The 14,435-nt window shown below is 65.8% G+C and carries 15 protein-coding genes and 1 pseudogene; 4 read left to right on the top strand and 12 right to left on the bottom strand.

What is annotated here, in order from left to right:
- Window positions 1–326 precede the first annotated feature (326 nt).
- The 4 genes and pseudogenes from DCO49_RS02425 (at window position 327) to DCO49_RS02440 (ending at window position 3,574) form a co-directional block, all read left to right on the top strand.
- Window positions 327–734: a hypothetical protein gene (locus DCO49_RS02425; protein ID WP_116862648.1), complete on the top strand. Its 408-nt coding sequence runs from the start codon at window positions 327–329 to the stop codon at window positions 732–734.
- Between the two features lie 75 nt (window positions 735–809).
- Window positions 810–1,673 (top strand): hypothetical protein, encoded by an 864-nt coding sequence (locus DCO49_RS02430; RefSeq protein WP_116862698.1) that lies wholly within the window; start codon window positions 810–812, stop codon window positions 1,671–1,673.
- Window positions 1,674–1,697: 24 nt separating this feature from the next.
- Window positions 1,698–3,022 (top strand): annotated as a pseudogene (locus DCO49_RS02435) (XVIPCD domain-containing protein).
- Window positions 3,023–3,118: 96 nt separating this feature from the next.
- Window positions 3,119–3,574: a hypothetical protein gene (locus DCO49_RS02440; protein WP_116862649.1), complete on the top strand. Its 456-nt coding sequence runs from the start codon at window positions 3,119–3,121 to the stop codon at window positions 3,572–3,574.
- Between the two features lie 109 nt (window positions 3,575–3,683).
- Here DCO49_RS02440 and DCO49_RS02445 read toward each other — a convergent pair whose 3' ends face one another.
- The 12 genes from DCO49_RS02445 to DCO49_RS02495 form a co-directional block, all read right to left on the bottom strand.
- The gene (locus tag DCO49_RS02445; protein ID WP_116862650.1) at window positions 3,684–5,369 is read right to left on the bottom strand and encodes an ATP-binding protein; all 1,686 of its coding nucleotides are present in this window, start codon (window positions 5,367–5,369) and stop codon (window positions 3,684–3,686) included.
- 74 nt (window positions 5,370–5,443) lie between these two features.
- Window positions 5,444–6,637, bottom strand: coding sequence for a GAF domain-containing sensor histidine kinase (locus DCO49_RS02450; protein ID WP_116862651.1), 1,194 nt, complete (start codon window positions 6,635–6,637; stop codon window positions 5,444–5,446).
- 91 nt (window positions 6,638–6,728) lie between these two features.
- Window positions 6,729–8,468 carry a sensor domain-containing phosphodiesterase gene (locus tag DCO49_RS02455; protein WP_116862652.1) on the bottom strand — a complete coding sequence of 580 codons (1,740 nt, stop codon included), beginning with the start codon at window positions 8,466–8,468 and terminating at the stop codon, window positions 6,729–6,731.
- 210 nt (window positions 8,469–8,678) lie between these two features.
- Complete coding sequence (locus tag DCO49_RS20615) at window positions 8,679–9,179, bottom strand: methyl-accepting chemotaxis protein (protein WP_116862653.1); 501 nt, start codon at window positions 9,177–9,179, stop codon at window positions 8,679–8,681.
- Complete coding sequence (locus DCO49_RS20620; protein WP_116862654.1) at window positions 9,176–10,798, bottom strand: HAMP domain-containing protein; 1,623 nt, start codon at window positions 10,796–10,798, stop codon at window positions 9,176–9,178. Before DCO49_RS20620 ends, DCO49_RS20615 begins: the two co-directional genes overlap by 4 nt.
- Window positions 10,799–10,942: 144 nt before the next feature.
- A complete protein-coding gene (locus tag DCO49_RS02470; RefSeq protein WP_116862655.1) occupies window positions 10,943–11,212 on the bottom strand; it encodes a hypothetical protein in 270 nt (89 codons plus the stop codon).
- Window positions 11,213–11,282: 70 nt separating this feature from the next.
- Window positions 11,283–12,026 (bottom strand): SOS response-associated peptidase family protein, encoded by a 744-nt coding sequence (locus DCO49_RS02475; RefSeq protein ID WP_116862656.1) that lies wholly within the window; start codon window positions 12,024–12,026, stop codon window positions 11,283–11,285.
- 18 nt (window positions 12,027–12,044) lie between these two features.
- Window positions 12,045–12,233: a hypothetical protein gene (locus tag DCO49_RS02480; protein ID WP_116862657.1), complete on the bottom strand. Its 189-nt coding sequence runs from the start codon at window positions 12,231–12,233 to the stop codon at window positions 12,045–12,047.
- Window positions 12,230–12,478, bottom strand: coding sequence for a hypothetical protein (locus DCO49_RS02485; RefSeq protein ID WP_116862658.1), 249 nt, complete (start codon window positions 12,476–12,478; stop codon window positions 12,230–12,232). Before DCO49_RS02485 ends, DCO49_RS02480 begins: the two co-directional genes overlap by 4 nt.
- Window positions 12,479–12,620: 142 nt before the next feature.
- Window positions 12,621–13,817 (bottom strand): MFS transporter, encoded by a 1,197-nt coding sequence (locus DCO49_RS02490; RefSeq protein ID WP_116862659.1) that lies wholly within the window; start codon window positions 13,815–13,817, stop codon window positions 12,621–12,623.
- A 75-nt stretch (window positions 13,818–13,892) separates the two neighbouring features.
- Window positions 13,893–14,045 carry a hypothetical protein gene (locus DCO49_RS20435; protein ID WP_243402629.1) on the bottom strand — a complete coding sequence of 51 codons (153 nt, stop codon included), beginning with the start codon at window positions 14,043–14,045 and terminating at the stop codon, window positions 13,893–13,895.
- On the bottom strand, window positions 14,011–14,343 hold the full coding sequence (locus tag DCO49_RS02495) for a hypothetical protein (RefSeq protein ID WP_243402630.1): 333 nt from the start codon (window positions 14,341–14,343) through the stop codon (window positions 14,011–14,013). The genes DCO49_RS20435 and DCO49_RS02495 overlap by 35 nt, the downstream gene beginning before the upstream one ends.
- Window positions 14,344–14,435 lie beyond the last annotated feature (92 nt).

Genomic DNA, 14,435 nt, shown 5'->3' on the forward strand with positions numbered 1-14,435 from the left:
TGGGCAATTCGCCACTGCATGACGCAAGCGCCTCAATTACAGCGAAGTAGGGAGTTTTCCTGCTTTTCAACCGCCGAACAGTACGCCAATCATCGCCTCGCCAAGGCACTCGCCCTGGCCGGGATTGGCGTCCCGAACTTACGTAGTACACGGCGTCGGGCTTGCAGCTGAAACTGCAGTCACGACAATGCACCCTCTGCCAGTTCATGGCGGACGGTGCGTGGGGGTCCTCGGGCCCGCCGGCTTTCGTACTACGTATCCGGCACGCCAACCCGCACCGTCCGCCACCTTGCATCTGCAGGTGGCCGCACCGTGAGGTTGCCGCCATGTCTGACCGTCTTCCCGACTATCCCCGCCTGCACGCGCTGCTCGGCGCAGCCCTGCGCGATCTTCCCAATGCCGTAGCCGAAACGCTTGAGGATGCCCTCTGCGAATCCGCTGAAGGTGCGCCATCATCCGCGTTCTTTGCACACCTCAAAGCCCACGGAAAAAACCTGCGTGCCGATGGCGAGGCGTGGACCGAAACCTGCCTCAGCCCCGGCCGGGCATTCGACCTGGCTCTGGCCACCCGCAGCGCTTCAGGCATCACCGCGTTGACCGCCGTGCTGCACGCTGCGCACGTGGCGCGGGAAAGCGATGACACCGCATGCTGCCCCTCCGCGGTGGTGATTGAAGGGCTGTTCAATGCCTGCCAGATGCTGTCGCTGCAGGTGGAGCGCAGCCTGGTGCCCTGAAGGTTGGGACGCCGTTCCTGTCTCGTTGACACCCGGTTCCCTATAGTGGCCCCGGAACCCTGCTATGGAATGGCCATTCACGTGATGTCCCCCGGCCGCTGCTTGGCACTGGCACTTGCTGTCGCAGCAAGTGCCAGTGCATGCGCACGTCCGCCGTCCAACGAACACGAAAGGAATCCTGCCATGTCGGGCGCAACCCAGACCGGCCGTACCCTCAATGGGCATACCTACACCGACGCGCCAGTGGATGTGAAACTCGGTCCGACGACGTTCCGGTTTCCCGCTAATTATCTGGACAGCCAGATCGCGCCCTGGCCGGGCGAGGGCGTTACCCTGGTGATTGAATGGCCGGATATGAAGCCGACGGCGCCAGGTGCGCGGGCCGATCCCCGGACCAATGATTTCCGTAAGGAGATTTCGGTCAGGATCAACTACGTTGACCGTGTTCCGGTTGAGGGGTTGCTGGAACGCTATGCGTCCAATGAATTGATTACCGAGGCCGGTTCGTTGGAACGGGAAGACCCCCGGGAGCGGCTCGATCTGCGCACGGCGCTGCCGGAGATGCTGGGGCTGACGCCCTATGCCATTGATGAGGCCAGGATGGTTCAGTATGCCAAGCTTTACCAGGAACGCAGCGGAGCCCCCCCCGTTCGCAATCCAGCCTTTGAGAAAGACTGGTACGCCGCGCGGCAGGCTGATGGTCGAATTACGAGCTTCATCAAGTGTGATGCGAAGGCGCATTTCGCTGATGGCGTGCGCCTGGTGGGCGGCAGCGTGGTTCAGGAGCCGGGTGTACGCGCTGCGAGCTGCGTCCACTATTTCGTCGATCTGGACGACAAATTGTCTGTCAGATTGGATTACAAGCGGGTGTTTCTGAAGGATTGGAAGCGTATGGAAGACGCTGTCAGAAGCGTGCTTTCGAGCGCGCGATCCAATTGATCCAAGGAATGGAAGGAGTCTGGTATGAGTGGGTTGACCGAGCATGACCTGAGGATCCTGCGCAATTACGCAAAGGACGGTAACCGCGAGCTCTATTGGAATTATCTCTCGCAGCTACCGGGGGCAGACGGTTACGGGACGCTGGCACTGGGTGTGGTACGCAATGACAGTCTTCCGGGCAGGGTGGCCAACAGCTATGCGCAGAGCTACGCGAGCACGCAGCATGATGAGGGCTCCCGCTTTCCCAACACCCGCCTGAGCGAGCGCCAATGGGAGGCATTCGGCAGGACCCTGCTGGAAAAAAATCTGGAGCTCCGCCAGGAAAGGATGGAGGACCACCGTCCGGATCTGGCCCTGAACCTGCCTGGCGCCGATGTGATGCTGGCACACGATCGTTCCTTCAATGATCACGGCTTGGACCCCAACTGCTGGACCCCGCGCGTGCTGCTGCAGGCTGCGCTTGCCAAGGAAGGTCCGCAGAAGATGGAGCAGATCTGGACCAGCATGCTTAACAACGACTACCGAGGCATGACGCGCGCCTGGGACACCAGTACCGATGCCCTAACGCAGATGGGAAGTGGAAGGGCGGTCGCTATGTGCTCACGTTGACGGCGCATGAAGCCGTCCAAGCCCTTGAAGGTCGCTCGTCGGTCGACCCAAACGTGATCGGCGGCAACAGCCACTACGCCATGTACTTCGAGGGGGAGAAGAAGTGGACCAGTGTCAGCGCCGGTGGTGGCCATGTGACGATGAGCGAGATCACCGATCCCGCACGCATTGCTGAACTCAATGATGCGCGCGAGGTGCGTCTGGAGCGCCAGCAGAAGGCCACCCAGTTCCATCCAGACGATACGTTCCGCACGATCACCCGCAGCCCGTTCACGGCGTCGGTCGACGATCTCCCGGACCCCCGCCTCGCCCCGACCCGGTTGGCCGATATCGGCCCGGGCCATGCCGAATACGGTCTGCTGCAGCAGGTCAGGCAGGGCGTGGCGGTTCTGGATGCGCAGGCAGGGCGCACGCGTGATGAAAGCAGCGAGCGCCTGACCGCCAGCGTGATGGCGCTGGCGCGCCGGCACAACCTGGAGCGGGCCGACCACGTGATGTTGAGCGCGCAGACGAGCGACAACCCTGCCGGCCGCAACGTCTTTGTGGTGCAGGGCGAGCCAAACGATCCCGCGCATCTGCGCGCGTCGATGCCGACGGATCTCGCGGTGCAGACACCGGTCGAGCAGTCGCTGCAGCGCCTGCAGGTGGCCAGCGTGGACCGCGAGCAGAGCCAGGTGCAGCGCCAGCAGCAGGAGATGGACCTGCAGACACGGGACAACCCATCCATGCGGATGGGCTAGGCGCCATGACGACGTAACCGAAGGCTCACGCCGCCTTTGCAACTCCGCGTGCGGCCATTGCTAAGTTCGCTTGCAACCCATTCAAGGAATTCAGCAATGACCCGGAAGTCCCCGCGTGTCCTGCTCGGCCTCTGCCTGGCCCCGGCGCTGGCCTTCGCCCAATCCGACCGCCAGGTGGCGGAAGACATGGTCACTCGTGCCGCCAACGTGTGCCCCGGGCACAGCACCGAGCGCACCGCGCCTACGGTGAATAAGGTGCCCGTGGGCGCGTTGCGGGTGATGCTCGACCGCGGCCTGGTGATGTGCCCGGATCGCCGGCTGGATGCTTCGGCGCCGGCGGTGTTCTATGGGCGTGTGGGTGTGTTCGGGTGGAACCCGGAAGTGCCCGAGGCTGCGACGGTTGCCGTGGCGAAGATCGACCAGATGACCCGCAAGGATGAGTACCCGGTGGAGACGCTGGTGTGGGATGCGAAGGGCATGGCGTTGACCCAGCAGACCGTGCCGGCGTTCGAACCGCGGCCGGGTGCGGCGGTGTTGTACAAGGTGCGCTGATTCATCAGCGTTCTAGCGCCGGTAGATGCTCACCTTGGTGGGCGCTTCTGGTCGCACGCGCTGTGACAGAATCGTGCCCACCAAGGTGGGCACCTACCAGGCGATGCGACTACCGCTGATGCTGCCCCGATTCGCTGATGGCCTGGGCCAGCTGTTTCAGCGTGTAGGGTTTGCGCAGCAGGGTAAAGCCATGCCCTGGGTCGCGCGCCAGCAGCTCGCTGTAACCGCTGGTGAGGATGACGGGCAGCCAGGGGAACCGCTCCCGGATCGTGCGCGCCAGGTCCAGGCCATTCACCCCCGGCATCACCACGTCGGTGAACACCACCTGGAAGCGATGGGCATCGCGTTCCAGCTCGGCCAGTGCGTCAGCGGCATTGCGTGCCAGCACCACCTGGTAATCGAGTTCACGCAGGGCGGCCACGGCGAACTCGGCCACGTCGATGTTGTCCTCGACCACCAGCACGCACAATCCGTGGCCATGCACCAGCCCGTCGTGCTGCACGGGCCGCGGCGCGCTCTCGCTGCCCTGGCTCAGTGGCAGGTACAGGGTGAACCGTGTTCCGGTGCCGGGCTGGCTGTGCACATCCACTTCGCCTTCGGATTGCTTGACGAAGCCGAACACCTGGCTGAGGCCCAGCCCCGTTCCCGCACCGACGTCCTTGGTGGTGAAGAAGGGCTCGAAGATGTGGTCGAGCACCGCAGGTTCGATGCCGGTGCCAGTGTCACTGACGCTGATGGCGGCGAAGTCGCCCTTCATCGGCGCGGCAAAACGGACGGAGGGCACCGCAGTCACCCGCTGTACGTCGATGGTGACGTTGCCATGGCCGGTGATGGCATCGCGGGCATTGACCACGATGTTGATGAGTGCCGTATCCAGCTGGCTACGGTCCAGCAGCACCTGCAGCGGGGTGTCGGGCAGGGTGATGGCGACCGAGACGCGGGCGCCAGCCACGGTCGTGATGATATCCGCCAGCGCGTGCACACTCTCGCGCAGGTCGAACACTTCCGGTGACAGGCTCTGCCGGCGGGAGAAGGCCAGCAGCTGGGAGGTCAACCGCGTTGCACGCTCTGCAGCGGTGACGATGGAGTGCACATACCTGCCGCGCGGATCCTCGGGCTGCGCGGTGTGCAGCAGCATGTCCGCCGAGCCGGTGATGACCTGCAGCAGGTTGTTGAAGTCATGTGCCACCCCGCCGGTGAGCTGGCCGATGGCCTCCAGCTTCTGCGCCTGGCGCAATTGCTCACGCGCGCGCACCAGCTCAAGGTGGGCTTCGCGCGCTTCCTGGGTAATGGCCGCCACCTGGCGGCTGTGCAGGGTACGCTCGATCACCCGTTCGGTCTGTTCGCTCACCACGCACAGCAGCCCGGCAACCTCGCCATCGGCCATCCGCAACGGCGAATAGGAGAACGTCCAGAAGGTCTCCTTCATGGCGCCGTCGCGATCCATCACCAGTGGCAGGTTCTGGAAACTGCGGCTGGTGCCGGCAAAGGCATCGGCAATGGCGTGCCGCACGTCTTCCCAGACATCAGCCCAGACCTGCCGCAGGCCGCTGCCCATGGCGCCGTGCAGCTTGCCGCCCAGCATCGGCAAGTACGCATCGTTGAAGAAGAACGTCATCTCCTCCACGCCCCACGCGATCCAGAGCGGCTCCGGCGAGTCGAGGATCATGGACAGCACGGTGCGCAGTTCGACCGGTGCGGCGGCAGCGGCCGGCGAGCGCGCCCAGTCACTGTCCTGCAGCAACCGGTACGCGAGCTGCCCGGGCTCAGACGCCGGGAGGGGGAAGGAAGACATGGCCGCTCTGGGCAGGAAGGTGCAACAGGGTAGCGGGTCGGGCGTGTAGCCGCTCTGCACGCGATACGCCGGCCTCAGAGACGCACGGTCAGCACGGTCCCTTCGTCGCTGGAACTGGTCACGGTGAGCATGCCGCCATGGGCCTTGGCAATCTGCGCGGCGATGTACAGGCCCAGCCCAAGGCCGGAATCCAACCGCCTTTCCTGCGGCCGCGCAAAGGGTTCGAACAGGTGGCCCATCTGCGCCGCCGGGATCACGCCTTGGTTGGCCACGCTGATTTCGATGCCCGCGCCCACGCTGCGGCCCTTGACGTGTATCGGTTGTCCGGGGGTGCCGTGGATGGCGGCGTTGATGACCAGGTTTGCCAGCAGCTGGCACAGCCGTGCGGCGTCGCAGACGAAGGTGACGGGCAGTTGCAGGTCAACCTCGCAATTGCGGCCATGAAAGGGGCGCATGGCCTCGCGGCAGGCCATCGCGAGCACGCCGGACAGGTCCGACCAAGGCTCCAGCTTCAGCGCGATGCCGGTGCCCAGGCGGCCCCGTGCGAAATCCAGGGTGACATCGATCAACTCGGCGATGCGATCGGCACTGTCGTTGATGTGGCCCAGTACCTTCTGCTGCGAATCGGTCAATGCCCCCAGGCCCAGCAGATCGACGCCGGCGCGGATGGCCTGCACCGGGTTGCGCAGGTCGTGCGCCAGCACGCCGATGAACTCCTCGCGCTGCTTGGCGACGCGCTGCAGCTCGGCATTGGATTGTTCGTACTCGGCCAGCTGCCGGCCAACCATATCGCCCTGTTCCTTCAGGCCGTCGATGGTGCGGCTGTCGGCATCGTGGCTGCGCAACGCGTCGATCTGTGCGGCCACCAGCGTCGCCACGTCGTTCATCGACTGCACCTGTTGCTCGTCGACCGGCTTCGGCTCGGGATCCAGTGTGCACAGGGTGCCGAAGAGGGAGCCATCGGCCAGCAGCACCGGCACCGAGATGTAGCTGCGGAAGCCGTACATGCCCGGAATCGGGCTGTCGATGAACAACGGATGGGCAAGCGCATCGCCGAACCAGACCGGAGCCCGCGAAGACCTCACGTCCTTGCAGAAGGTGCGGTTGATATCGAGGATCATGCCGCTGGAAATACCCAGGCCCGCGCTGTCGATGCTCTGGATCGAACGCCAGGTGCTTTCGGTGACTTCCCCGACCAGGGCAACGCGCATGCCGGTGATCCTGCATGCCAGGTCCAGCGAGGGCCGGAAGTCGATTCGGGTGGGCATGGCAGCTGTTCCGGGCAGCACGGTGGGCCATACAAGTATAGCGAGCGCTACCGCCGTAGAGTCGAGCAGCGGCAGTTGAGCAAGCTCGACTCTACGGGGCGGGAAGAACCGCTCCGAATCGTTCGCTGAATGCTTCAGCCGTCATCGGCCGGGCCAACGCGAATCCTTGGATTTCATCGCAGCCCAACGCCTGCAGCCGGGCCACCTGTTCGGCCGTCTCGGCACCTTCGGCCACGGCGCTGTAGCCCAGGCGCTGCGCCAGGCCGATGATGGCCTCGGCCTTCAATGCCGCCCGCGGGTCCTGGCAGAGGCGGTCGATCACCGTCTTGTCCAGTTTCAGCGTGCTGATCGGCAGCTCGGACAGGTAGCCGAAATTGCTGTAGCCGCTGCCAAAATCGTCGACGGCGATGCGCAGCCCGGCCGCGGCCATCTGCCGCAGCTGTTGGCCGGCGGGGGAATCCACGCGCAGCCACTGGCTCTCGGTTATCTCCACTTCGACATCCCCACACGACAGGCCCTTCTGCTCGATTGCACGGATCAGGCGCAGCGCGGCATCGTCCTCGGCCATGTCGCGGGCCGAGTAGTTGATAGACAGCAGCAGGCTGATGCCTGCCTTTCGCCAGGCCACCAGCTGGTCCAGTGCGTTGTCGGTCACCCAGCGGGTGATGCCCTGCATGACCGCCGTACGTTCGAATACCGGGATGAACTCGGCCGGGCTGACTGCCCCCAGTTGCGGATGGTTCCAGCGGATCAGTACTTCGGCGGCCACCGGCAAAAGATCCGATGCGCGGAAGCGGGGCTGGTAGACCAGGTGGAACTGCTGTTCCTGCAGGGCCACCCGTGCGTCGGTGGCCAGCCTATAGCCCCGCCGCGTGCGCGCATCGCGGGTCTCGGAATACCAGCGGAATGGCGAACGACTGTTGATGGCGGCATTCAGGCCGACCAGCATGCGGCGGATGATTTCGTCTGCATTGTGCTGGCCCAGCGTGACGCCACAGATGCCCGCGTGGAACGAAGGGGCCATCGGCACCTGCGCGGCCATCATCGGTCGGGTCACGCGTTCCTGCAGTTCAGCAACCAGGTCTTCGACGGCCTTCGACGATGACAGCTCCACCACGAAGGCAAACCGTGCGACCCCTACGTGATAGACCTCGGCCATGCCGTCCAGGGCAACGCGCAGGCGCACGCCGATACGCCGGATCAACGTTTCCAGCGGCGCCATGCCCAGCACCTGCCCGGCCTCGGTGGAGGTCGTTGCGTCGAAGACATCGATCAGCACTGCGTGCAGGAAGGTGTCCGGCTCGCGCTTGGCCTTGGCGGCCAGGTCCAGGGCGAACTGGTGCCGGTCGGGCAGGCCGCTGACGGGGTCGCGGCGGCCAGTCAGGGCGCGCAGCTCCAGTTCGTTCATGGCTGCGCTGGCCAGGGTCTGCAGCTGCCGCCGCTCCGCTTCGGAGAACTGCCGGGGGGCGTCGTCCATGATGCAGAACGCACCGATGGCCACGCCGTTGCGCGCCACCAGCGGCGTGCCTGCATAGAAGCGAAGCCTGGTCTCGCCTGTCACCAGCGGGTTGCTGGCATGCCGTGGGTGCTTGCGCAGGTCATCGATGACCAGCGTTTCCGGGGCGCCGATGGCCGAGGCGCAGATCGAATCACGGATATGTGTTTGTGCGATCTGCAGGCCCCTGCGCGAGACCAGTCGCTGCCGGTCGACGTCCAGCAGCGAAACGAATGCGACGGGCACCTTGAAGGCGTGAGTGGCCAGCTCGGTGAGGCTGTCCAGGGCTGCACCGGAAACCTCGTCCAGGGCGTTGAGGCCGGCCAGGGTGGACATACGTTCTTGTTCGGGGGAGGGCATCAGGACCACATCGAAACGTACAGAGGGACTGCACAGGCTTGACGGCGACAGCGCAACCACAATGTCGCGCCGCCGCGGTCGGGGGAAGGGGCGCAGGCCGTGGCCTACTGAATGCTTCAGGCCTGCACTTTGAGGGTAGGGCGAGGCAGATGCGGGCAGTGTGAGTGCCCGCAATACCCCATGAGGTCAGGCGGCGCGCTTCAGCGCAGCGCCAGCCTGTGCAGATACCCGGAACACGGCACAGGCCCGGTCCAGATCTGCCGCCTGCCCAGCCATCGCACGCGCCGCGGCGCTGGCTTCCTCGACCAGTGCGGCATTCTGCTGGGTGGCCTCGTCCATCTGCGAGATGGTCTGGTTGACCTGCTCGATGCCGGCCGCCTGCTCGGCGCTGGCTTGGGCGATCTGCTGCACCAGGTGTCCGGTCAGGCCCGCGGCACCGGTCAACTGTGCGATGGCGGCCTCGGTCTGGCGGGCGATACCGATACCGGCCTCGACCCTGTCGGTGGAATCTTCGATCAATGCCTTGATGTCCTTGGCCGAAGCCGCCGCACGCTGCGCCAAGCTGCGCACTTCGCTGGCCACCACCGCGAATCCGCGCCCCTGCTCGCCTGCACGGGCTGCTTCGACCGCGGCATTGAGGGCGAGAATGTTGGTCTGGAACGCGATGCCGTCAATCAGGCTGATCATCTCGCCGATCCGCAGCGACGAGGCATTGATCTGTCCATCACGCGAACCACGTCCTGTACCGCCTGGGCGGTCTGCTGCAGGGCTTCGCCGGCGCTGCGCGAGGCTGCATGGGCCTGCTGTGCGTGTTCGGCATTCTGGCGCACAGTGGAGGTCAGTTCCTCCATGGAGGCTGCGGTCTCTTCCAGGTTGGCGGCCTGGCTTTCGGTGCGCCGCGACAGGTCGGTGTTGCCGGCGGCAATTTCATCGGATGCGCTGGCGATTGAACCGGAGGCTTCCTGGATGCGGCGGATGATGCCCCCCAGATTCTCCGCCGTGCGGTTGGTGTCGCGCTGCATGGTGGCGAACACGCCCTGGAAGTCGCCCTTGATGCGGCGGGTCAGGTCGCCCTCGGCCATCGCACCCAATACTTTGGACAGCGCGCCGAGGCTGCCATCGGCGGTGGCCATCAGGCGGTTGAGGTCTTCGATCATGCGGCGGAAATCGTGACGGTAGGCCGTGGCATCGCCACGCACGCTGAAATCGCCGGCCGCAGCCGCCGACGCCAGGCGCTGGATGTCCTGGTTGATTGCATGCAGGCTGGCCTTGGCGGCATCCATCGATTCATGCAGGATCGCGCGGCTGCCCGGCAGGCGCCGTGCGTCGCGGCTCAGGTCACCCTGCGCGTACTGGTTCAACACGTCGATGGCATCGACGATTGCATCCAGATGCTCGAACACCATCGTGTTCATGCCTTGCGCCAGTTCGCCGTAGACACCAGGGAAATCCACCGGCATGCGGTGGCTGATGTCCTCGCCGGCATGCTTGCCGATCATCAGCTGGGTCTGCTGCGAGAAGCGCTGCAGCAGGCCGATCATGCCGTCGGTGGCGCGCAGCATCTGGCCCACTTCATCGGGACTGTCGTCCTGGTGGCGGACGCTGAGGTCGCCACGGGTGACCGCATTGATCGACGCCTGCACCTGGGCCAGCGGGCGGGTCAGGCTGCGCGAGATCAGCCACGCCGCGATGATGCCCAGGCCCAGGCTGAGGACGCCGAACAGGCTGAGCAGCCCGGTGGTGCGTGCGGCCAAGGCCTGCATTTCCGTGGCGGCTTCTTCCACCAACTTCTGCTGCAGATCGGCGAACTCCGCAAGGGCAGCGTTCCAGTCGGCAGCCGCGGGGCCGGCGCGGGTCAGCAACTGCGTGCTGGCGGCATCGAAATCGCCCGCCTGCATCGCGGCGTCCAGGTCGCGGGTGAGGGCCAGCGTGGCCTGCTGCTTCTGTGCGACCTTGATGCGCATGGTTTCGGCCAGCGGGCTGGTGGCCGGGCGTTCGGTGAAGTGGGCCCAGATCTGGTCATATCGCGCGGACATCGCGTGCGCCTTCGCAAGATCTGCTTCCAGGCCCTGGCCGCGCTTGATCAGCATGTCGCGGCGCAGGAGCAGCAGCTCCTTGTTGATGATGAGCATGTCGTACAGCTCGCCCATGCGGGTCACGCGCACGTTCACCGCGTTGTCGAACTGTTGGCGCTGCTGATGGTTGCTGTGCAGGGCGATCGCAAGAATGGTGGCGATCAGCAGGAGCAGGATGGAAAAACCCGCAGTGAGGCGGGTGCCAACCTTGAAGCAGCGCAGCGTGTTCATTTTGTGAAATCCGGTAGTCGTTGTAGGCCCGACTGCCGGGCGTGTCTGCACAGGAGAGAGTCCCGGCAAGCAGTACAGCGGTAGCGGCGGCGCAGCCTGAAGCTTTAGCGCCGCGGTTTGGATTTTTTTGGAAGCGCCTGCGGATCAGGCAATGCAGAGCACGAACACCGCCGACAGCGCGAGCATCAGCACGAACACGCGCCGGCTCAGGGCCAGGCACGCAAGGCCTGCCGCCAATGCCCAGGCGCCCAGCAGGACGCAGGCCAGCAGCCACAGGCCCATGCCCATCAGCGAGCCGGACACCACGCCGGACATCGCCAGTGCTTTGAACAGGCCAATGCCCAGTACGCTGCCGAGCATCCCCGCCTGCAGGGCGATGGCATCATGACGGGCAGGGGCAGGGCGGTGATGCATGGGCTGCACTGTGCAGCAAGCCACATCCACGCCATGTGTTTTTAAATGGGTCCGACCCCGGGCCCATCACTTACGCATGGTCATCCAGCGCATCGCCATCCCAGTCGGGCAGCGCGTCGTCAGCACCCAGAGCGTCGGGGTCCACCGGCTCCAGCAGCGTGTAGTCATCCCGTCGCGGGTCGCGGATACCCAGGCCCACATAGGCAGCCTCCAGCGCCGCGGTATGCGCGTGCCGTCGCAGCTGCGCCGGCGTGGTCAGCTCTCCCCTCAGCCATGCCGCTGCGACCGCGGGCTCCACAAAGACCGGCCCGTCGGTAGACAGCGGGGCCGGGATAGCCGGGTTGCCGTCAGTCAGGATCGAGAACGTGTCGCGCATGTCGCCGGCCTCGTCCTGCCAGTGCTCCCACAGGCCTGCTGCCATCAACGCCAACCCATCCTGACGCTGGACGAACATCGGCCACGGTGGTCGTCGCTGCCGGTCCCATTTGAAATAGCCCGTCATCGGCACGATGCAGCGCCGCTTGCTCCACGCATCTGCAAAGATGCGGCTGCGCGGGGCGCGTTCCAGCCGGGCGGTCACCGTGGTGTAGGGCGTGGAAGGTTGCTTCGACCAGCGCGGCACCAGGCCCCACTGCATCTCCGCAACCACCGTCGTGGTCTTCGTATCGGCGGCGCCGGCCGCCCAGACCCAGGCGTGGCCGTCCTTGCCGATGTTGTAGCGCGCATCCGCCGTTGCCAGTGCTGCCGACACGTCGCCGGGCAGGGCAGGGGCAAAGCTGTCCACATCCACAAAGGCCTGCACGAAACGCCGCATGCCCGCTCCGTCGTCGGCTCAGCGTGGCGACTGGGCTTGCAACGCGTCGCGTCCGCGCGGGGTCAGGTCGATGTCACCGTCTTCTGCCTGCACGGCAAGGCCTGCGTTGACCGCCCAGCTGGCGGCGTCACTGTCCACCTGCCCCGCATCGGCAATGGCCTGCAGGATCTGACGCTGTGGCCCGGTCAGGGACGTGTTCATGTTCATACGCCCAGCACGCGCGGCAGCTTCCAGTCCGCAACCCGTGCATTGCTTACCGCTTGGTGGCATCCGCAGTCATCACAGCGGAACAGCGTGCCGCCAGGCAGGTGCAACAGATTGCCGTCCGTAGACGAGGTCGTAGCGTCGCAGTGGTTGCAGGTAACGGTCAGCGAAGTGATGCGTTCCACCCCGCCGGCCATGTTGAAGACGGCCTCGAAGGCGCGAATGGCGAAATGACCGGTGTCCGACATGGGGAAAGGGGTGCCAAGGGAGAAGGTGTATTCATCGTCACACTTTCCCCTGTGATGACCCTGTCAGTCCGATGCGGTGGCGAGGTCAAATCCAGTCACGTGGCCACAGCCCCTGCCGGCGGCAAGGGCTGCGTGCAGGACCTCAGGCGGCCTTGCGGCGGCGGTCGACCAGCATCGACACGCCCCACAGCAGCAGGCCACCGATGGCGGTGGCGGCGCCGACATAACCGGTGGTGGCCGGGCTGAAGCCGGCGCTGATGGCCATGCCGCCCAGCCACGGGCCCAGCGCGTTGGCGGTATTGAACGCCGCGTGGTTGGAGGCGGCGGCCAGCGTCTGCGCCTCGCCGGCCACGTCCATCAGGCGGGTCTGCAGCACGGCGGCCAGCGCACCCATGGTGCCCACGGTGATGATCATCGGACCGATGGTCCACACCAACTGCGCGGCCAGCGGGTACAGCAGCAGCATCACGATGGACCACACCAGCACGATGGCGGCGGCGTTGAAGTGGAACTTGTCCACCAGCCAGCCACCGGCGATGTTGCCGATGATCGCGCCGATGCCGAACACGCCCACGGCCAGCGGCATCCACGACTCGGCCACGCCGGTCACCTGCACCAGGGTCGGCGCGAGGTAGGTGAACACGCAGAACATGCCGGCAAAGCCGACCGCGCCGATGCCCAGCGCCAGCCACACCTGGGTGGTGTTGAACGCGCGCAGCTCACGCATCGGCGAGGTACGCACCTCGTCCGGGTCGGGCAGCAGGAAGCGGGCGATCATCACCACCGTGGCGATGGCCAGCACGCTGACCAGGGCGAAGGCCGTGCGCCAGCTCAACTGCTGGCCCAGCCAGGTGGTCAGCGGGTTGCCGATCAGGATCGCAATGGACAGGCCGAGCAGCACCCGCGACATCGCCTGGCCACGCTGGCCGGCCGGGCTGATGGCCGCGGCCACCAGCATCGCCACGCCGAAGTAAGCGCCATGCGGCAGGCCGGCGACGAAGCGCGCGATCAGCATGGTGCCGTAATTCGGGGCCAGGGCGCTGGCCAGGTTGCCCACCGCGTAGAAGCCCATCAGCGCCAGCAGCAGCTTGCGGCGCGGGAACGAGGCACCGATGAAGGCGAGGATCGGCGCACCGACTACCACGCCGATGGCGTAGGCACTGATCAGGTGGCCGACCTGGGTCTCGCTGATCGACAGGCCGCGGCTGATCTCCAGCATCAGGCCCATGCTGGCGAATTCACTGGTGCCGATGGCAAAGCCACCCAGCGACAGGGCAAGGATGATCCAGGTGCGCTGACGCGGCGTCAGCCGCGCGGCCAGGGGGGAATTAGGGCTCATGCGGGGGCGGGCAGGGCGGGGGAAGCCGCCCATTGTACTGCTGCACCGCAGCAGCGGCACCCGCGCAGGGGTAAATCAGTGTTCGATGGATGGAGCGGGCGGCCCGGGCACGGAGGCAAGCTGGGCCAGCGCATGACGGTATTTCACGCGCAGACGCTCGGCGGTGGTGGCGTCCAAGGCGGCCAGCCGGCCTTCATCGGCGTTGTCGGCGAAATCGGCCAGCTTCACCTTCAGCGCCAGCGGGTCGGCGGCAATGCGCGCGTGAGTGGTCGGCGTCGGGTGTGCTGTTGCGGCTCAGCAGCTGGACCGCGTGCCGTACTGCTGGCGGAAATGCCTGCACCTGCGCGGCAAATCCGGGGCAGTCCTCCACCATATCGTGCAGCCACGCCACCACCTCGGCATCGGCGTCGCCGCAGACGCGGGCGGCTACCCGGCCCACATGGCCGATGTAGGGCTGGCCGGCCTTGTCCATCTGCCCGGCGTGGGCTTCGGTGGCCAGTGCGCGGGCGCCTGCGATCCAATCCATGACAGTCTCGGGTGCAGGGATGTGTATTGTCGTCTGCGTCGCCTGCATGCCGCCACTACGGCAGGGGCGGCATCATCGCCTGACGCGGGCAC

The organism is Stenotrophomonas sp. SPM, from assembly GCF_003105135.1.
Classification (GTDB): Bacteria; Pseudomonadota; Gammaproteobacteria; order Xanthomonadales; family Xanthomonadaceae; genus Stenotrophomonas.